Source organism: Streptomyces sp. NPDC048257 (assembly GCF_043201855.1).
Taxonomy (GTDB): domain Bacteria; phylum Actinomycetota; class Actinomycetes; order Streptomycetales; family Streptomycetaceae; genus Streptomyces.
Genome location: NZ_JBICZI010000026.1, coordinates 57,517 through 75,413, shown reverse-complemented (window position 1 = coordinate 75,413; position 17,897 = coordinate 57,517). Strand labels below are relative to the sequence as shown.

18 protein-coding genes are annotated in these 17,897 nt (G+C 73.2%); 11 read left to right on the top strand and 7 right to left on the bottom strand.

Translation table 11 applies throughout. The annotated features are described in order from the left end of the window. Positions 1-147: 147 nt before the first annotated feature. Complete coding sequence (gene glnII, locus ACGFZK_RS32240; RefSeq protein ID WP_393852382.1) at positions 148-1,167, bottom strand: glutamine synthetase; 1,020 nt, start codon at positions 1,165-1,167, stop codon at positions 148-150. A 236-nt stretch (positions 1,168-1,403) separates the two neighbouring features. On the opposite strand from glnII, the gene ACGFZK_RS32235 reads away from it, so the two are divergent. Continuing rightward, complete coding sequence (locus tag ACGFZK_RS32235) at positions 1,404-2,336, top strand: Gfo/Idh/MocA family protein (protein ID WP_393852401.1); 933 nt, start codon at positions 1,404-1,406, stop codon at positions 2,334-2,336. On the opposite strand, the gene ACGFZK_RS32230 is transcribed toward ACGFZK_RS32235, so the two are convergent. The 3 genes from ACGFZK_RS32230 to ACGFZK_RS32220 all read right to left on the bottom strand — a co-directional run bounded on the left by ACGFZK_RS32230 (position 2,329) and on the right by ACGFZK_RS32220 (position 6,200). Further along, on the bottom strand, positions 2,329-2,850 hold the full coding sequence (locus ACGFZK_RS32230; protein WP_393852381.1) for a hypothetical protein: 522 nt from the start codon (positions 2,848-2,850) through the stop codon (positions 2,329-2,331). The genes ACGFZK_RS32235 and ACGFZK_RS32230 overlap by 8 nt on opposite strands. Before the next feature lie 1,512 nt (positions 2,851-4,362). After that, entirely contained in the window at positions 4,363-5,769 is a 1,407-nt protein-coding gene (locus ACGFZK_RS32225; RefSeq protein WP_393852380.1) for a PLP-dependent aminotransferase family protein, read from the bottom strand. Beyond that, complete coding sequence (locus tag ACGFZK_RS32220; RefSeq protein ID WP_393852400.1) at positions 5,766-6,200, bottom strand: MarR family winged helix-turn-helix transcriptional regulator; 435 nt, start codon at positions 6,198-6,200, stop codon at positions 5,766-5,768. The genes ACGFZK_RS32225 and ACGFZK_RS32220 overlap by 4 nt, the downstream gene beginning before the upstream one ends. Before the next feature lie 137 nt (positions 6,201-6,337). On the opposite strand from ACGFZK_RS32220, the gene ACGFZK_RS32215 reads away from it, so the two are divergent. Then, positions 6,338-7,288, top strand: a complete 951-nt coding sequence (locus ACGFZK_RS32215; protein WP_393852379.1) for an alpha/beta fold hydrolase — start codon at positions 6,338-6,340, stop codon at positions 7,286-7,288. Here the strand turns inward: ACGFZK_RS32215 and ACGFZK_RS32210 are convergent. After that, the gene (locus ACGFZK_RS32210) at positions 7,285-7,656 is read right to left on the bottom strand and encodes an ArsC/Spx/MgsR family protein (protein ID WP_393852378.1); all 372 of its coding nucleotides are present in this window, start codon (positions 7,654-7,656) and stop codon (positions 7,285-7,287) included. The genes ACGFZK_RS32215 and ACGFZK_RS32210 overlap by 4 nt on opposite strands. 106 nt (positions 7,657-7,762) lie before the next feature. On the opposite strand from ACGFZK_RS32210, the gene ACGFZK_RS32205 reads away from it, so the two are divergent. Next, positions 7,763-8,014 (top strand): hypothetical protein, encoded by a 252-nt coding sequence (locus ACGFZK_RS32205; protein WP_361949587.1) that lies wholly within the window; start codon positions 7,763-7,765, stop codon positions 8,012-8,014. Between the two features lie 102 nt (positions 8,015-8,116). Here the strand turns inward: ACGFZK_RS32205 and ACGFZK_RS32200 are convergent, their stop codons facing one another. After that, complete coding sequence (locus ACGFZK_RS32200) at positions 8,117-9,253, bottom strand: PP2C family protein-serine/threonine phosphatase (protein ID WP_393852377.1); 1,137 nt, start codon at positions 9,251-9,253, stop codon at positions 8,117-8,119. A gap of 89 nt (positions 9,254-9,342) precedes the next feature. Between ACGFZK_RS32200 and ACGFZK_RS32195 the strand changes: the two genes are divergently transcribed. The 3 genes from ACGFZK_RS32195 to ACGFZK_RS32185 all read left to right on the top strand — a co-directional run bounded on the left by ACGFZK_RS32195 (position 9,343) and on the right by ACGFZK_RS32185 (position 12,660). Next, positions 9,343-10,098 carry a VIT family protein gene (locus ACGFZK_RS32195; RefSeq protein WP_393852376.1) on the top strand — a complete coding sequence of 252 codons (756 nt, stop codon included), beginning with the start codon at positions 9,343-9,345 and terminating at the stop codon, positions 10,096-10,098. Positions 10,099-10,333: 235 nt separating this feature from the next. Then, positions 10,334-11,221 carry a TIGR01777 family oxidoreductase gene (locus ACGFZK_RS32190; RefSeq protein WP_393852375.1) on the top strand — a complete coding sequence of 296 codons (888 nt, stop codon included), beginning with the start codon at positions 10,334-10,336 and terminating at the stop codon, positions 11,219-11,221. A 167-nt stretch (positions 11,222-11,388) separates the two neighbouring features. Next, positions 11,389-12,660 carry an NAD(P)/FAD-dependent oxidoreductase gene (locus ACGFZK_RS32185; protein ID WP_393852374.1) on the top strand — a complete coding sequence of 424 codons (1,272 nt, stop codon included), beginning with the start codon at positions 11,389-11,391 and terminating at the stop codon, positions 12,658-12,660. A 121-nt stretch (positions 12,661-12,781) separates the two neighbouring features. Here the strand turns inward: ACGFZK_RS32185 and ACGFZK_RS32180 are convergent, their stop codons facing one another. Next, positions 12,782-14,221, bottom strand: coding sequence for a regulator (locus ACGFZK_RS32180; RefSeq protein WP_393852373.1), 1,440 nt, complete (start codon positions 14,219-14,221; stop codon positions 12,782-12,784). A gap of 173 nt (positions 14,222-14,394) precedes the next feature. On the opposite strand from ACGFZK_RS32180, the gene ACGFZK_RS32175 reads away from it, so the two are divergent. The 5 genes from ACGFZK_RS32175 to ACGFZK_RS32155 all read left to right on the top strand — a co-directional run bounded on the left by ACGFZK_RS32175 (position 14,395) and on the right by ACGFZK_RS32155 (position 17,814). Continuing rightward, positions 14,395-14,703, top strand: a complete 309-nt coding sequence (locus tag ACGFZK_RS32175) for a hypothetical protein (RefSeq protein WP_393852372.1) — start codon at positions 14,395-14,397, stop codon at positions 14,701-14,703. 76 nt (positions 14,704-14,779) lie between these two features. After that, positions 14,780-15,580, top strand: a complete 801-nt coding sequence (gene lipB / locus ACGFZK_RS32170; protein WP_393852371.1) for a lipoyl(octanoyl) transferase LipB — start codon at positions 14,780-14,782, stop codon at positions 15,578-15,580. A gap of 108 nt (positions 15,581-15,688) precedes the next feature. Further along, a complete protein-coding gene (gene lipA / locus ACGFZK_RS32165; protein WP_383205135.1) occupies positions 15,689-16,636 on the top strand; it encodes a lipoyl synthase in 948 nt (315 codons plus the stop codon). 271 nt (positions 16,637-16,907) lie between these two features. Continuing rightward, positions 16,908-17,105: a hypothetical protein gene (locus ACGFZK_RS32160; protein WP_030389055.1), complete on the top strand. Its 198-nt coding sequence runs from the start codon at positions 16,908-16,910 to the stop codon at positions 17,103-17,105. A 10-nt stretch (positions 17,106-17,115) separates the two neighbouring features. Then, positions 17,116-17,814, top strand: coding sequence for a DUF4191 domain-containing protein (locus ACGFZK_RS32155; RefSeq protein ID WP_393852370.1), 699 nt, complete (start codon positions 17,116-17,118; stop codon positions 17,812-17,814). The last annotated feature ends 83 nt before the right edge of the window (positions 17,815-17,897 follow it).

Below are 17,897 nucleotides of genomic sequence, written 5' to 3'. Positions count from 1 at the left end.
GCGCGGGCCGCTCGTGGGCCTCGCCGCGCTCCGTCCGAATCCTGATCGCCCACATGGTCACACCGCGCCACGCCCCACTGACCCTGCCCGCCGTCCCCTGTGGGGGCCGGCGGGCAGGGTCAGTGGGCGGAGTGCTGGGCGTGGGGCCTAGACCAGGCCTTCCTTCTCCAGGCCCGTGCAGCAGGTGTCCGTGATGAGGCGGGTCACCACGTACGGGTCCACGTTCGCGTTCGGGCGGCGGTCCTCGATGTAGCCCTTGCCGTCCTTCTCCACCTGCCACGGGATGCGGACCGAGGCGCCGCGGTCCGAGACGCCGTAGCTGAACTCGTTCCAGGGAGCGGTCTCGTGCAGACCCGTCAGACGCTCGTCGATGCCGGCGCCGTAGTTCTTCACGTGGTCGAGCGGCTTGCTGCCCTCACCCAGCGCCTCGCACGCGGTGATGATCGCGCGGTAGTCCTCGCGCATCGCCTTCGTGGAGAAGTTGGTGTGCGCACCCGCGCCGTTCCAGTCGCCCTTGACCGGCTTGGGGTTCAGCGTCGCCGAGACGTTGAAGTCCTCGGCGGTGCGGTAGAGCAGCCAGCGCGCGATCCACAGCTGGTCGGACACCTCCAGCGGACCGACGGGGCCGACCTGGAACTCCCACTGTCCGGGCATGACCTCGGCGTTGATGCCGGAGATGGCCAGGCCCGCCGCGAGGCAGTGGTCCAGGTGCTTCTCGACGATGTCGCGGCCGAAGATCTCGTCCGAACCGACACCGCAGTAGTAGCCGCCCTGCGCGGCCGGGAAGCCGTTCACCGGGAAGCCCAGCGGGCGGGTGCCGTCGAAGAAGGTGTACTCCTGCTCGATGCCGAAGATCGGCTCCTGGCCGGCGAACCGCTCGGCGACCGGACGCAGCAGCGCGCGGGTGTTCGACTCGTGCGGAGTCATGTCGATGTTGAGGACCTCGCACAGGACGAGGACGTTGTCGCCGCCGCGGATCGGGTCCGGGCAGGAGAAGACCGGGTTGAGCACGCGGTCGGAGGCGTGGCCCTCGGCCTGGTTCGTGCTCGATCCGTCGAAGCCCCAGATCGGCAGCGCATCGCCGTCCCCGAGGATCTTCGTCTTGGAGCGAAGCTTCGCCGTCGGCTCGGTGCCGTCGATCCAGATGTACTCAGCCTTGTAGCTCACGGGCCCCATCCTCAGACTCTGCGGGTGCTGCTGGTCGCTGCTTCATCGCTGCGGTGTGATGAGCGCAGCGTGCCCGCCCGCGATTTCTCTTCCGTTGCCCGTGTGTGAACCCCGTGTTACCGAGGTTTACACCGCAGGTCGGGTGGCTTGTGCGGGTTGGTGGCGGCGCACCCGACCGGGTGGGGCAGACTGGCCCCGTGAGCATTTCGTCTGATTTGAATCCCGCCGAGGATCCCATCGCGAGCGTCGCCGAGCGTGCCGCCGATCAGGCTCCCGCAGGCCCCCGCCCCCGGGTCGGACTGCTGGGCACCGGCCCCTGGGCGCACCGCACCCACGCCCCCGCCCTCGCCGCACACGCCGGCTCCGACTTCGCCGGTGTGTGGGGCCGCCGGCCCGAGGCCGCGGCCGAGCTGGCCCACGTGCACGGCGTGAAGGTGTACGAAGACCCCGACGAACTGTTCGCCGAGTGTGACGCCGTGGCCTTCGCCCTGCCGCCCGACGTGCAGGCCCCGATGGCCGTCCGCGCCGCCGCCGCGGGATGCCATCTGCTCCTCGACAAGCCCGTCGCCACCACCGTCGAGGACGCCCGCGCCGTCGCCGGAGCCGTCGCGCGGCACCAGGTCGCCTCCGTCGTCTTCCTCACCCTGCGCTTCGCCGAACCCACCGCCGGCTGGGTCGAGGAACAGGCCGCACGCTCCGGCTGGTTCACGGCCGCGGCCCACTGGCTCGGCGCCGTCTTCCCGCCCGACGGGACGCCCAGCGCCTACGCCGACTCCCCCTGGCGCAAGGCCAAGGGCGGGCTGTGGGACGTCGGCCCGCACGCGCTCTCCGTCCTGATCCCGGTCCTCGGCGACGTCACCGCCGTCAGCGCCACCCGAGGCCCCTCCGACGTGGTCCAGCTGGCACTCCGCCACGCCTCCGGCGCGGCCAGCACCGCCGTGCTCAGCCTGGGCGCACCGCGCGCGGCCGCCGGGGTGGGGCTGGAACTGCGCGGCACCGAAGGCGTACACGAGCTGCCCGGCTGGAGCGACGTACCGGGCGCCTACGGGCGCGCTCTGGACGCGCTGCTCACCGCGGCCCGGACGGGGGTGCCGGACCCGCGCGGGGCGGAGTTCGGAGCCCGGCTGACGGAGATCCTGGCGGAGGCGGAGGCGCAGCTCCCTACTTGATCAGCGCGTTCGCCACGATGATGGTCAGGCCGATGGTGGCATCGGCCAGGCCGATCAACAGGGCGGAGCCGAGCCGGTAGCCCACGCGGACCGCGACGAGCGATCCCCAGGCGAACAGCAGGGCGGTGTTCAGGCCCAGCCCGACGGCGGTCACCTCGTAGGAGTTCCAGCCGAAGGCCCCGGCGGCGACCAGCAGCAGGACGGTGGGCAGGGCGGCCACGATCAGCGGCCACTCGTTCCACAGTGCCAGGACCAGCATCCGCCACCGGTATCCGGCGGATTCCTGCCGGTGGGAGGCCATGTGGTGCGAGTACCCGTGCGCGAGCCCGGCGGTCACGGCGGTCACGAGCACCCAGCTTGCGTCGTAGAACGGGGTGAACGCCTCCCCCTCCTGCCCCAGCGCGGCCAGCAACGCACTCGCCAGTACGGTTCCGTACGCCCCACCGAACATCCAGTCGGCCCCCCGCCGACCGGGCCGGGCCGAGGCCTGGGGTGGTGACTGCTGTTCGTTCACGACGGGTCCTTTTGACGGGATACATCCCCTTTGGGGCGGACTCCGGCCACCCTAGGGGAGGCGAGGTGGGGGCGAGGTGAAGAGCGGGCGGGAGGGGGCTGCTCGGGCGGAATCGGGACCCGGGGCGGTGGCTTCGGGTGTGCGGGAGCCGAGCGGGCGGGGTCGGTGGCGGTCGACGGTGGCTTCGGGTGGGCGGGAGCCGAGGGGGCGGGGTCGGTGGCGGCCGGCGGGGGCTTCGGGTGGGCGGGAGCCAGCTGATCGGCATCAGAGTGGCGTATGGGGGTTTCCCGTCAGTCTCATCGTCTCTCCGGTTCGGGCCGGTCCCTCAAGGGCGCTCGTTCCTCGCGTCGCTTCGCGATGTCGCTGCGCTCCACCCTTGACCGACCGTCCCGCCCCGGAAAGTCGAAGACTGTCGGGAAGCCCCCAAAAGAACGAGCCGGGTGCTTCTTTTCAGGGACGGGGCGGTCGGAGACGCCCGGCCCGGTCGGGCGCAAGAGGTACGTCCGACAGGCGGGGCCCATCACAGGCATCGGCCGGGTCGGTGGGGCGCGTCCAATCGCTACGCGCTCCCCACGTCTCAGCGTCAGCGACCCGTCTCTGGCTGGACATAGGCCGCCCGCCGCCTAGGCGCTTCCCACTCCCAGCGTCCGACGACCGTCTGCAGCTGGGCATAAGCCGCCCACAGCCTCAGCACTCTCACTTTGACTGCGACCGGCCGCCGTCAGAGGCCATTGAGAGGGACGGTCGGCTGATTCCTCGCCTCAGCCGAGGTGGGGGCGGGTCAGCGCGAGGGCGGCACCACAAACCCACACCCAAACAAGGGCAATTGGGGTAAACGGTCAGCCTTCCGAGCCGCACACACTCACTGACCCGAGCTCACCTCGACATAGCCGCCGTCTGACGCCCCTCCACCCCCCAGCAGCCGTCAGACGCATCGCATGGGGAGCACCCGAGGGCCGTGGGCGGTCTATGTCCAGCCACAGACGGTCGCCGGACGCATAGCGGGCACCGAACCGAGGTCGTGGGCGGCTTATGCCCTACCCCAGACGGTCGTCGGACGCATGTCGAGGGCCGGGCCGCGGTCGTGGGCGGCCTATGTCCAGCCCAAGACGGTCGTCGGACGCTGAGAGGTGAGGAGCGCGTAGCGATTGGACGCGCTCACCGACCCGCCCGGTGCCTGTGATGGGCCCCGCCTGTCGGTCGTGCCTCTTGCGCCCGACCGGGTCGGGCGTCTCCGACCGCCCCGTCCCTGAAGGCTCCGCCCGGCTCGTTCTTTTGGGGGCTTCCCGACAGTCTTCGACTTTCCGGGGCGGGACGGTCGGTCAAGGGTGGCCGAAGGCCATCGCGAAGCGACGCGACGAAGGAGCGCCCTTGAGGGACCGGCCCGAACCGGAGAGACGATGAGACTGACGGGAAACCCCCATACGCATCCCTGATGCCGATCAAGGGGCTCCCGCCCACCGAAGCCACCCCCACACCTCCCGATCCCGCCCCCGAAGCACCCGCCCCACGTCACCGACCCCGGTCGCGCGGCCCCGCCCCCGCCACCGCCCTCGCCAATGCCCCCACCGCCCGGGTGAATGCCGCGTCCGGGGGTGCCGCGTAGCCGATGACCAGGCCCTCGCGAGGTGGTGTGCGGGCCGCCGGGTGGTGGTAGGACGAGAGGCCGTCCAGGGAGAGGCCCGCGGCGTGGGCCGCCGTCAGGGCGGGGGTTTCGTGGCCCGGCGGGAGTTCCAGTACGGCGTGTAGCCCGGCCGAGATGCCGGTCAGCCGGAACTCCGGGGCGCGTGCCGCCAGTACGGCGACCAGCTGGTCGCGGCGGTCCCGGTAGCGCAGCCGCATCCGGCGGACATGGCGGTCGTACGCCCCGCACTCGATGAAGTCGGCCAGCGCCAGCTGGTCCAGCGCACTCGCCCATGACTCCCGTAGCCCCTTCGCGTTCAGGACCTCATCGCGCAGCGGGTCCGGCAGGACCAGCCAGCCCAGGCGCAGCGCGGGGGAGAGGCTCTTGCTCAGCGAGCCCGCGTACACCACGTGTTCGGGGGCCAGTCCCTGCAGCGCGCCGACCGGTTTGCGGTCGTAGCGGAACTCCCCGTCGTAGTCGTCCTCCACGATCACGCCACCGGTCCCGCGGGCCCATTCCACGGCGGCGGCGCGCCGAGCGGGCAGCAGGCGGGCCCCGGTGGGGAACTGGTGCGCGGGGGTGAGCAGCACCGTACGGGGCCGGGAGGGGAGTTCCGTCGTCCGGGCGCCGTCCTCGTCGACCGCGACGGGGTGCGGGCGGACCCCGGCGGCATGGAGGATGCCGTGGTGGAAGGGGAGTCCGTACTCCTCGACGGCCCAGTCGCGGGGCCGGACGGACGCCAGGAGCCGTAGTCCGTTGGCGAAGCCGGAGCAGATGACGATGTTCTCGGGGCCGCAGCGCACGCCCCGCGCCCGGGACAGGTAGCCGGCCAGGGCGCGCCGCAGTTCGGGGCGGCCCTGCGGATCGCCGGGGCCGAAGGACTCGGTGGGTGCCTCGGCCAGGGCCCGTCGGGCGCTGGCCGCCCAGGCGCCCCGCGGGAAGGAGGCGGGGTCGGGTTTGCCCTGGAGCAGGTCGTGGCGGGGTCGCGCGGGTGCGGGGCCGGCCGCGGTGGCCGGTACGTCCGCGGCCGCGACGCCCTCGGCGACCCGGGTGCCGGAACCCTGGCGGGCGGTGAACCAGCCCTCGGCGACGAGCTCGGCGTACGCGTCGGCGACGGCGTTGCGGGCCAGCCCGAGGTCGGCGGCCAGGGTCCGGTACGGCGGCAGCCGGGTCCCGCCGGCCAGCCGCCCGCTGCGCACGGCGTTGCGCAGGGCCTGGGCGAGGGCGGTCCGCCGTGCGCCCTCCGTGGGGAGTTCCAGGTGCAGGTCGGAGCCGCCCGGGCCGGGGGTGGTCACGGGCGGGGCTCCGGTGCGAAGACGGCGTGGGCGGCCGTCAGGAAGCGGCGTACGGTCTCCCGTTCGGCGGGGTCGAAGGAGTCGAGCACCTGGAGCACCCCGTCGATCAGCGGCCCGAAGAACTCCCGGCCCAGGCGGATCGCCGCCGGCTCCACGCGCAGCAGGATCCTGCGCCTGTCGTGGCCGTCGCGGATCCGCGCCACGTGGCCGAGCCGCTCCAGCCGGTCGATCACGGCGGTGGTGCCCGCGGAGTTGAGGCCGAGCCGGGCGCCGAGCAGGCCCGCGGTGGCCGGCTCGTCGGCGCGGGCCGCGTCCAGCAGGCAGATCAGGGCTCGGACGTCGGTGGGGTGCATGCCGTTACGGGCGGCGAAGTCCGCCTGGCGCAGGCCGAACTCGACGGTCACGGCCCGCAGCAGGTGTACCAGATGGATGTTGTCGCGTTCGCCGTGTTCGCCGTGTTCGCCGTGTTCCTCGGCGCCTCCGCGGTCTTCGTTGTCGTTCACATCGCCCCCTGCCTAGAATGTCTCGTTCAGCAAGATTATCGCCTGGCGAGACATTGGAGCCGGACATGCCCCGGACGTCTTCCTTCCACGCCGCCTACGACGCCGTCCTCGACCGGTGGCCCGGGCCCGTCGAAGCCGTCGACCTGCCCACCCCGTACGGGGTCACCCGGGTCAACAGCCGTGGCCCGGCCGACGGCCCGGCGCTGGTGCTGCTTCCCGGTGGCGGGGCCACCTCCACCGTGTGGGGGGCCTGCGCAGCCGCCGGGGCGGTTCGCGGCCACCGGGTGCACGCCGTGGACCTGGTCGGGGACCCCGGGCTCAGTGTTCCGGCGCCCGGGCGGCCGATCAGGGCCGTCGGGGACCTGGTCGGCTGGCTCGACGCGGTCATCGACGGGCTCCGTCCGCAGGAGCAGGGCGGCGGCGAGCGCGGGCCGGTGGCGCTCGGCGGGCACTCGTACGGGGCCTGGGTCGCCGCCCACTACGCCGCCCGGCGGCCGGGTCGGCTCGGCCGACTCGTCCTGCTCGACCCGACGCAGGTCTTCGCCGGGCTGCGCCTCGGCTACGTCCTGCACGCCCTGCCCATGCTGGCGCGGCCCACCCCGGGACGGATCCGCTCGTTCCTCGCGTGGGAGACCGGCGGGGCCGCGCTCGACCCGGCCTGGCTGCGGCTGCAGGAGGAGACCGCCGGTTACCCCGGCGTCCGGCCGGTCACCGGGCCGCGCCCGGACCTGGCCGAGCTCGCGAAGCAGCCGGGTCCGGGGGCGGGCACAGGCACGGGCACGGGCACAGGCGCGGGTGCGGGTGCGGGTGCGGGCGCAGGCACGGGCGCAGGCACGGGCTCGGGCCTGCGGGTCGACATCCTCTTCGCCGAACTGGCCCGCTGCCACGACGCCGGCCGCGCGGCCCGGGCCGCGCGCGGCGCGCTGCCGGGTGCGCACGTCGACGTACTCCCCGGGGTCGCGCACCACGCGCTGCCGCTGACGGCCGCCGGGGAGATCGCCCGGCGGATCTTCTAGCCCTTGCGCGACAGCGCGTCGCGGACGGCCTCCTCGGAGCGGCCGACCACGGCCGTGCCGTCCTCCGCAGTGATGATCGGGCGCTGGATGAGCTTCGGGTGGGCGGCCAGGTGGGCGATCCAGAGTGCGCGCGCCGCGTCGGTCTCCTCGCGCGGCAGCTCCCGTACGCCGGTCTCCTTCGCCAGCGGGTCCGAGGTGCGCGTGATGTCCCACGGCTCCAGTCCGAGCCGGCCGAGCACCTCGCGGATCTCGTCCTCGGAGGGCACGTCCTCGAGGTAGCGGCGCACCGTGTAGTCGGCGCCCTCCGCATCCAGCAGGGTCAGGGCGCTGCGGCACTTGGAACAGGCGGGATTGATCCAGATCTCCATGTGGCCAACCCTACCCAGGGCCGTCTGGCCAGGGGCTTTTGTCAGTGGTCCCCGGTAAAATCGAGGAAGTACGACAGGAAGCCAACTACCGTTTGGGAGGCTGTAGATGGCCACTGCCACCACCGTCCAGCACGTCAAGAAGAAGCCGCTGCCGGCGGGGCTGCCCCGCGAGTGGTACGAGAGCCACAACCGCCGTCTGAAGGCGATGCGGCTGGCGATATCCCTGCTCGACTCGGGGACGTACGACGCTCGGCGTGCCACCAACCGGAAGATCCGGACGATGGCCGTCCGGACGGGCATCCACCGGCCGTCGAACGTCACGTGCAAGATGGTGCGCGCGTTCATCAAGGAGTCGTAGTCGTCGCACCGGTACGAGGGCTGGTCCTCGTACCGGTTCCTCGTACCGGTCCTGGTACCGGCCTGGTACCGGTCGTCTTCGTCGCGACGATTCGCTCGCTCGTCACCGCACGCCGGGGGCCCCGTCCGACCGCGAGCGGTCGGGGCCTGCGGCCGGGTCCCGTCCGTCCAGGGACAGCAGCAGCAGGGCCACGTCGTCGTGCGGGCCCCCCTTCGTGAAGGCCGCGAGGTCCCGCCAGACCGCCCCGACCAGGCCCGCCGGGTCCCGCGAAAGTACGGGCACCCGGTCGGCCAGCGGGTAGAAGTGCCCCGTCGCGTCCCGGGCCTCCGTCACGCCGTCGGTGTGCAGCAGCAGCTGGTCCCCGGGGCGCACCGGCAGCTCCGTCACCTTCGGCGGGGTCGGACCCGCGAGCCCGAGGCCCAGCGGTGGCCCCGGTTCCACGGCCACCTCCTCCACCGTCGACCCCCGCATGCGCAGGGCCGGCGGATGCCCGCACGACACGATCCGTACGACGTCCAGCCCGGGCGGGAACTCCAGCAGCACCGCCGTCGCGAACAGCTCCGCGTGCTCGACCGCGGTGGCCGTCGCGTCCGCCACCAGCCGCCGGTCGAGCCGGGCCGCGACCGCGCCCAGCCCGGCGTCGTCGATCACGGCCTCGCGGAAGGCCCCGAGCAGCGCCGCCACGGTGCCGACCGCCGCCAGGCCGTGCCCTTGCACGTCCCCGACCAGCGCCCGCACCCCGTACGGCCCGGCCCGTACGTCGTACAGGTCGCCGCCGACCAGCGTGCCGTGCTGCGCCGCCCGGTAGAGGCCCGAGCAGCGGACCGGACCCACCCGCTCCGGCACCGGTGGGAGGACCGCGAGCTGGGCCGCCTCCGCCACCGTCCGTACGCTGACCAGCTGCGCGTCCCGGCGCTGCCGGACCCAGGCGATCACCACGCTCAGCACACCGACGACGGCCACCGTGGCCAGGTCGGTCCCCCGGGCATGGGCGACGCCGAGGTCGTGCACGCCCAGCAGCAGGAGGACGATGGCGGCGAAGACCGCGGTCCCGCCGGCCCCGTACGCGAAGGCGGCCACCGGGGGCAGACCCGCCAGGAAGTACCCGAGCTCCACGTCGCCCGGGGTGAGCGCCTGCGCGAGGACCAGCACCACCAGGGCCACCGCGGGCGCCATCCGGGCCCAGCGCGGCGGGGGCTCGCCGCGCAGCCAGCCCGGCTCCTGACGTCCGCGTCTCACCCCTCCACCCTGGTACGGGGGCGGGACGCGCGCACCCCGGACCGGCCCGCCGGGTGGCCCCGTACGCCCCGGGCCGCGACAGTGGGGGCGTGACGGGAAGCGAAGGCGCGGGCAAGCGGCCCACCCGGGCGCACATCGAGGCGCACGGTGCGGGCGCCGGCTCGCAGAGCGCGGGGATCAGCACACGGCTCAACTGGCTGCGCGCGGGTGTGCTCGGCGCCAACGACGGGATCATCTCCACCGCGGGCCTGGTGGTCGGCGTCGCCGGGGCCACCACCTCGCGCTCGGCGATCCTGGCGGCGGGTGTCGCGGGGCTGCTGGCGGGCTCGCTGTCGATGGCGGCGGGGGAGTACGTCTCGGTCAGCTCCCAGCGGGACTCCGAGCGGGCCGCGCTGGACCTGGAGCGCTGGGAACTGGACGAGGAGCCGGAGGCGGAGCTCGAGGAACTGACCGGCCTGCTCGCCGAGCGGGGACTCAGCCGGGAGGTGGCGCGGCAGGCGGCCGAGCAGCTGACGGAGCGGGACGCGCTGCGGGCCCATGCCCGGGTGGAGCTGGGGATCAATCCGGACGAGCTGGCCAACCCGTGGCACGCGGCCCTCGCCAGCCTGGTGGCGTTCACGGTGGGGGCGCTGCTGCCGCTGCTGGCGATCCTGCTGCCGGGGCCGTCGGCGCGGGTGCCGGTGACGGTGGTGGCGGTGCTGGGGGCGCTGACGCTGTGCGGGGTGATCAGTGCGCGGCTGGGTGGGGCGGCCGTGGGGAGGGCGGTGGTGCGCAACGTTGCCGGGGGCGCGGTGGCGATGGGCGTCACCTATGCGGTGGGCACCTGGCTGGGCACGACGGCCTGACCGGGCTCCGCCCGGCCCCTCCCGGGGCACCGCCCCGGACCCCGCGCCTCAAACGCCGGCGGGGCTGGGAGATCGCCTCAAACGCCGGCGGGGCTGGGAGATCGCCTCAAACGCCGGCGGGGCTGGAAGACCGCCTCAAACGCCGGCGGGGCTGGAAGGTCGCCTCAAACGCCGGCGGGGCTGGAAGATCGGGCGCGGAGCGACGTGCAGGGACGCTGACCGGGAGGATGAGGGCATGAGGATTGGTGTCACCGGGGCGAGTGGGCTCATCGGGAGTGGACTGGTGCGGTCCCTGCGGGGGGACGGGCACGAGGTCGTGCGGTTCGTGCGGCGGGAGCCCGTCGGGGCGGACGAGGCGCGCTGGGATCCCGCGCGCGGGTACGTGGATCCCGCCGGGCTGGCCGGTTGCGGGGCGGTCGTGCACCTGGCCGGGGCCGGGGTCGGGGACCACCGGTGGACGGCCGCGTACAAGAGGGAGATCCGCGACAGCCGGGTGCTCGGCACCGCCGCGCTCGCGCAGGCCCTCGCCGCCCTCGACGAGCCGCCCGCCGTCCTGGTCAGCGGTTCCGCCGTCGGCTACTACGGGGACACCGGCGACCGGGCCGTCGACGAGAGTGCCCCCGCCGGGCAGGGGTTCCTGCCCTCGGTCTGCGTGGAGTGGGAGGCGGCCGCCGCTCCCGCCCAGGAGGCCGGGATCCGGACCGCGTTCGCCCGTACCGGTCTGGTCGTCGCCCGGGACGGCGGGGCCTGGGGGCGGATGTTCCCCCTCTTCCGCGCCGGTCTCGGCGGCCGCCTCGGCAACGGCCGCCAGTACTGGCCGTACATCTCCCTGCGGGACGAGGTCGCGGCCCTGCGGCACGTCATCGACACCCCCGGCCTGTCCGGCCCGGTCAACCTCACCGCCCCCGAGCCGCTGACCAACCGCCAGGTCACCGAGGCCATGGCCCGGGTGCTGCACCGGCCCGCGCTGCTGCCCGTACCCGCCGTGGCCCTGCGGATCGTGCTCGGGGAGTTCTCCGGGGACGTGCTGGGCAGTCAGCGGGCCAGGCCAGCCCGGCTGCTGGAGTCCGGCTTCGTCTTCCGCGACCCGGGCATCGAGCAGGCGATCCGCGCCGCGCTCTGACTCCCGAACGGCATCCGCGTGCGACCGGCGTGCGACCGTTCGTGACCCGAATGCGACCGCCGTGCGACCGGAGTTGACCGCAATACCACACCGAACTCGGGTTCCCCTTTAGCCGGTTGGGGGAAGGAGGATCCCCACACAGCCGCGCCGACCTCGGGGAGGGGCACGTGCTCAGCAGCGCACACCATGCCGCACACCATGCGGACGTAGTCATCGTAGGAGCCGGAGTCTCAGGACTCGCGGCAGCGCAGCACCTGATCGCAGCCGGAGTCACGGTCACCGTCCTGGAGGCCGCGGACGATCCCGGCGGGCGGATGGCCACCGAGTCGGCCGACGGGTTCCGGCTGGACCGGATCGGCCAGCTGCTCAACACCTCGTACACGGAGCTCGAACGCACCCCCGGCCTGCAGGACCTGACCCTGCGCCCCTTCACACCGGGGGTCCTCGTCCACACCGACGGCAAACAGCTGCGGGTCGGGGTCCTCACCCCGGCCCGGGCCCTGGCCAGCGGCTCCCTCGACCAGGCCCGGCTCAGCGCCGCCCTCGGCCGGCTCGCCGCCCTGCCCGAGGAGAAGCTGCTCGCCCGTCCCGAACGCACCGCACTCGCAGCCCTGCGCTCGCGCGGGCTGCCGCCACGCACCCTCAACGGGGCGCTCCGGCCCCTGCTCGCCACCCTGCTGCGCGACCCGGAGCTCGCCACCTCCAGCCGGGTCGCCGACCTCGCCCTGCGCACCTTCGCCCGTGGGCGCCTCGCCGTGCCCGAGGGCGGTGCGGCGGCCCTGCCCGACCTGCTCGCCGGCGCCCTGCCACCCGGCACCGTACGGACCGGGGTCCGGGTCCGGTCGGTGGCGACCAACCTGGTCACCACCGAGGAGCACGGCGACTTCCGCTGCCGCTCCGTCCTCCTGGCCACCGGGGCCCGCGCCGCCGCCGAGCTGCTGCCCGGCCTGCGCGTGCCCGCCTTCCACGAGGTCACCGTCCTGCACCACGCCACCACCGGACCCCTGTTCCGGGACGGCTCGCTGCTCGTGGACGGGGACCCCAACTGGCCCGTCTCCCACACGGCCGTGATGAGCGCGGTCGACCCGACCCGGGCACCGGCCGGCCGGAGCCTGGTCACCACCACGGTGCTCGGCCCGCCGCCGCCCCTGCGCACGGTCGTCTCGCGGCTGGCCCGGCTCTACGACACCCCCACCCGCGCATGGGAGCTGCTGGCCGTCCACCACACCCCGGAGGCGGTCCCCGCGATGCCCCCGCCGTACGACCTGCGGCGTCCGGTACGGGTGCTGGCCGGGCTGTACGTATGCGGCGACCACCGCGACACCAACACCGTCCAGGGGGCCCTGCACTCGGCCCGCCGCGCCGCCGGAGCCGTTCTGCGCGACTTCGGCATCCCGCTCCCGGTCGCCCCGGAGCCCGCTCTTCCGGTGGCGGCCTGAGACCCGGACGCCCCCGGAGGACCCGCATGACACAGGGGCCCGGTCCCGCCACGGGACCGGGCCCCTGCCCCGCGTACGGCCCCGGGAGCGTCCTGGGGCGGGATCCGCCGCCTCCGCCGCCTCAGGACAGGGCCGCCACCCGGTCCCGGTACGTCCGCACCGCCGAGGCGTCCCGGTACGGCTCCAGCCGCCGCTCGAAGTCCCGTACGTACTCCACCGCGCGCACCGACCGCATCTCCATCGCCTGCTGCGCCGCCTCCGCCCCCAGCGCGCACGCCTGGTCCAGCTCGCCCAGCCCCAGCCGGGCCGTGGCCAGCACCACCCGGCAGAACAGCCGGGACCGCGCGTGCCCCGGCGCCTTCAGCTGAAGGGACCGCTCGGCGTGCTGCGCCGAGGCCCGGTACTGCTGGAGGTCCCGGTGGCAGTGCGCGAACTCGTCCGCCAGCTGCGCCTCGTCGTAGAACCGGGCCCAGTGAGGTACGTCGTCCCCCGGGCGGGCCGCGCCCAGCGCGCGCTCGGCCCGTACCAGTGAGGCGGTCGACGCGCGGACCTCGCCGAGCACCGCGTGCCCGCGCGCCTCCGCCGAGTGGAGCAGCGCCTGCACCACCGGGGGCGGGCCGGAGCCGACGCCCTGCTGGGCCACCCGGGCCAGCTGTACGGCCTCGCGCCCGTGGCCGAGGTAGACCGCCTGGCGGCTCATGGTGACCAGCACGTACGAGCCGTAGGGGCGGTCCGCGGCCGCCTGGGCGAGCCGCAGGGCCTGCACGAAGTACCGCTGGGCGAGCCCGTGTGCGGCGATGTCGTACGAGGTCCAGCCCGCGAGCCGGGTCAGATCGGCGGCGGCGGAGAACAGCCGCCGCCCGGTGGTCTCCCCGTAGGTGCCGCGGAGCATCGGTTCGGCCTCGTGCTCCAGGTAGCGCACCAGGGCCTGGCGGGCGTGGCCGCCGCCGTAGGCCTGGTCGAGGGTCCGGAAGAGATCGCTCACCGATCTCAGCGCGGCGATGTCCCCGCTTGTGACGCGCTGCCCGGGGCCGCGGTCGATCTGCCGCTGCCGGGGCACCGAGGCCCGGCCCTGGAGCGGAACGCGGACCGCGGAGGGTTCCGCGCCACGGCCCACGCGCTCGTCGGCCCGCCCGATCAGCCAGTCGCGGCTGGGCACGACCAGCCCGGCCGGGGTGAAGGCGATCTTCCGGAGCTCGGCGTGCGAGCCGGAGTCCTTGCGCCACAACCCGCTCGCGATGTCGACGGCCTCCTCGGGGGTGGCCGCGAACTCCAGCCCCGCGTACACGGGCGCGCAGGCGTCCAGACCCAGGTCCAGGGCGGAGAGCCGCCGTCCGAGGCGGCGGGTGAAGACCTCGGCGATCAGCGCGGGGGTGGTCCCGCGGGGTTGCTGCCCGCGCAGCCACCGGGTGACCGAGGTCTTGTCGTACCGCAGATCGAGACCGTGTTCCAGGCCGAGCTGGTCGACGCGGCGGGCGAGCCCGGCGTTGGAGAACCCGGCTTCCGCGATCAGCGCCGCGAGCTGCCGGTTGGGGACGCGCTGGGCAGGTCGTTCCGTCATCGGCTCCACGGTTTCCTGACGTGACGGACCGGGGTCCCGGCCCTGTGAACGGCGTGAATGTAGCGGCGAACTTCGCCGATGCCGCCCTCTCTGCCCCACATTCATCCGATCGTGTGCAGAATGCGGAGGGCCCTTTACGGACGCGCCCCCTCCGCCCGCGTACGCTGCCGCCCATGACCCCTCGGCCCCACAGGGCGCACCTCCCCGAGGAGCGAACCGAATCCACTGCACCGCTGCCCCCGCCCGAACTGACCGAGGCGGAGTGCCGGCGCTGCGGCACCTACATCGCGGGGCTCGACGGCCGGTACGCGTGCGGGGTGTGCGGCTGGGTCAACGACCACGCGGAGGGCCACCGGCGGCTGCCGCGCGCGGACGAGGACCCGGACCGGCCGCCCAAGGGCCGGCGCCGGCCGAAGCAGTTGCCGGGGCCGGCGCCGGAGCCTGTGACAGCGCCGCCGGCAGGGCCTGCGACGGGGCCCTGAAGGGGCTCGTACGGGTCGCCGTACCCTTGCTCAGTGAGGTACGTGCACACAGCAGGTTCAATGAGGAGGCGCTGCGGTGGCTGAGCTTGGGTTTGTCCATCTGGGCTTCGGACCGGAATCCGTCGAGTACACCCGGGCCTGGGAAGAACAGCGCAGGGTGCACGCGGCCCGCTTCGCCGACGAGATCGAGGACACCTGCCTGCTGCTGGAGCACCTGCCGGTCTACACGGCGGGCCGGCGCACCGACCCCAGTGAGCGCCCGCTCGACGGCACCCCCGTCGTCGACGTGGACCGCGGCGGCAAGATCACCTGGCACGGCCCGGGCCAGCTGGTCGGCTACCCGATCATGAAGCTGCCCCGTCCGGTCGACGTGGTCGCGCACGTCCGCCGCCTCGAAGAGGCCCTGATCCGTACCGCCGCCGAGTTCGGCCTGGAGACCACCCGGGTCGAGGGCCGCTCCGGCGTCTGGGTCCTGGGCGACCCGGTCGAGGAGCGCCCCAGGATCGGCGGCCTCTCCCTGGAGTTCGACCCCCGGTTGCACGACGAGGAGTTCGACCCGCGGCTGAACGGCCCCGAGTACGCCCCGTCCAACGCCGGCCAGCGCCGCGAGGACCGCAAGCTCGCCGCCATCGGCATCCGGGTCGCCAAGGGCGTCACGATGCACGGCTTCGCGATCAACGTGAACCCGGACAGCACCTGGTTCGACCGGATCATCCCCTGCGGGATCCGGGACGCCGGTGTGACCTCGCTCTCGTACGAACTGGGCCGCGAGATCGCCATCGCCGAGGTGCTGCCGGTCGCCGAGCGGCACCTGAAGGACGTACTGGAGCACGCGGAGCTGCGGCCCCGCGAAACGGCGCCGGCGGTGGGTTCCTAGCCCCCGGGAATGCGGTCGGCCCTCCGCAGGTTGGCCGACGTAAGAGCGTATGAAATTACGGGCGTACCCTGGTGGGCGCCGAACAATCGAAGTCACAGGGAGCCGGTCGTGTCCGCAGTCGCACCCGACGGACGCAAGATGCTGCGCCTGGAGGTCCGTAACGCCCAGACCCCCATCGAGCGCAAGCCCGAGTGGATCAAGACCCGGGCGAAGATGGGTCCCGAGTACACCAAGATGCAGGCCCTGGTGAAGGGCGAAGGACTGCACACGGTGTGCCAGGAAGCCGGTTGTCCGAACATCTACGAATGCTGGGAGGACCGCGAGGCCACCTTCCTCATCGGTGGTGACCAGTGCACCCGGCGCTGTGACTTCTGCCAGATCGACACGGGCAAGCCCGAGGCGCTGGACCGTGACGAGCCGCGGCGCGTCGGCGAGTCCGTGGTCACGATGGACCTGAACTACGCCACCATCACGGGCGTCGCGCGCGACGACCTGGCCGACGGCGGCGCCTGGCTGTACGCGGAGACCGTGCGCCAGATCCACCAGCAGACGGCGGGCCGCGAGGCCGGCCACACCAAGGTCGAGCTGCTGGCCCCCGACTTCAACGCGGTCCCGGAGCTGCTGGAGGAGGTCTTCGCCTCCCGCCCCGAGGTCTTCGCGCACAACGTGGAGACGGTGCCGCGGATCTTCAAGCGGATCCGCCCCGGCTTCCGCTACGAGCGCTCGCTCGAGGTGATCACCAAGGCCCGCGCCTACGGCCTGGTGACCAAGTCGAACCTGATCCTCGGCATGGGCGAGGAGCGCGAAGAGGTCTCGCAGGCCCTGAAGGACCTGCACGAGGCCGGCTGCGAGCTCATCACCATCACCCAGTACCTGCGGCCCTCGCCGCGCCACCACCCCGTCGAGCGCTGGGTGAAGCCGGCCGAGTTCGTGGAGCTGGCGAAGGAGGCCGAGGAGATCGGCTACTCCGGCGTGATGTCCGGCCCGCTGGTCCGTTCGTCGTACCGCGCGGGTCGTCTGTACCAGCAGGCGATGGAGAAGCGCGCGACCGTCTGATCGCGCCTGTGTGACCGCCTGCGTGATCGTCAGTGCGGCGAACGTGTGAAGTCGCGCACAAAGCGTTACTAGTGGGTAACACCGCATCGACGCGGCCCCTAGGCTCTTCCTTGAGGGAGAGTCCGGCGGGCCGCGTCAGTGTTTGCAACGTGTCCATCACATTTGACCGACCGGTCACGCCCTGGTAACACCAGTCAGTGACGCTTGGTCCACGCACCGCACACACCGCTCGCCGCACGCCGACGCGAGCATCGTGAAAGGGATCGACATCATGCAGGCCGCGCCCGTACGCGCCATTGCCATCCCGACCTTCTCCGATGCCTTCCGGGGCATCGAGTCCCTGCTGATGAGCGGGGCCCGCCGCAACGCCTGGACGGCCGTCCTGGAGGACCGCAAGAGGGCCAAGGACCGGGTCGAAACCGAACACGTACTTGAGGCTGCGGCTACCCGAACCCCGCAGGCCACGTAAACTTCGGTCTATGGCGAGGAAGTCAAACGCAGAGACTGCTGCGAACCCCGGGCGACTGAAGCAGATCGCCCTGACGTACAAGATGACGCGCAAGGCAGACCCGAAGGTCGGTCTGATCGTCGCGGGCGTGGGAATCGTCACCTTCGGTGTCTTTCTCGCGATCGGCTTCCTGATCGAGCACGAGCTCTACCTGGGCATCCTGGGATTCCTGGTGGCGTTCCTCGCGATGGCGATCGTCTTCGGGCGACGGGCCGAGCGCGCTGCCTTCGGGCAGATGGAAGGCCAGCCGGGAGCGGCCGCGGCCGTACTGGACAACGTGGGCCGGGGCTGGACGACCACCCCCGCCGTCGCGATGACCCGGCAGCAGGACATCGTCCACCGGGCCGTCGGCAAGGCCGGCGTGGTGCTGATCGCCGAGGGCAACCCGAACCGCGTGAAGCCGCTGCTCGCGAACGAGAAGAAGAAGCTGGCCCGGATCATGCCGGACGTGCCGGTGCACGACTTCATCGTGGGTACGGGCGAGGGCGAGGTGCCGCTCAAGAAGGTGCGCACCACCCTGCTCAAGCTGCCGCGCGTGCTGGCCGGACCGCAGATCACCCAGGTCAACGACAAGCTGCGCGCCATGGGTGATCTCATGAGCAACATGCCGCTGCCGAAGGGCCCCATGCCCAAGGGCATGAAGATGCCGCGCGGCGGAAAGATGCGCTGACCCGGTCACCTGATTTTCGTATACGACACAGGGGTGGGCCCCCCCCCCCCCCCCGGGGGGGGGGCCCCCGGGGGGGGGGGCTC

Coding starts and splice junctions, on each gene's coding strand:
- ACGFZK_RS32205 (WP_361949587.1), top strand. CDS start 7,763: ATGGCCACTGCCACCACCGTCCAGCACGTCAAGAAGAAGCCGCTGCCG.
- ACGFZK_RS32175 (WP_393852372.1), top strand. CDS start 14,395: ATGACCCCTCGGCCCCACAGGGCGCACCTCCCCGAGGAGCGAACCGAA.
- ACGFZK_RS32190 (WP_393852375.1), top strand. CDS start 10,334: ATGAGGATTGGTGTCACCGGGGCGAGTGGGCTCATCGGGAGTGGACTG.
- ACGFZK_RS32215 (WP_393852379.1), top strand. CDS start 6,338: ATGCCCCGGACGTCTTCCTTCCACGCCGCCTACGACGCCGTCCTCGAC.
- ACGFZK_RS32180 (WP_393852373.1), bottom strand. CDS start 14,221: ATGACGGAACGACCTGCCCAGCGCGTCCCCAACCGGCAGCTCGCGGCG.
- ACGFZK_RS32155 (WP_393852370.1), top strand. CDS start 17,116: ATGGCGAGGAAGTCAAACGCAGAGACTGCTGCGAACCCCGGGCGACTG.
- ACGFZK_RS32210 (WP_393852378.1), bottom strand. CDS start 7,656: ATGGAGATCTGGATCAATCCCGCCTGTTCCAAGTGCCGCAGCGCCCTG.
- ACGFZK_RS32160 (WP_030389055.1), top strand. CDS start 16,908: ATGCAGGCCGCGCCCGTACGCGCCATTGCCATCCCGACCTTCTCCGAT.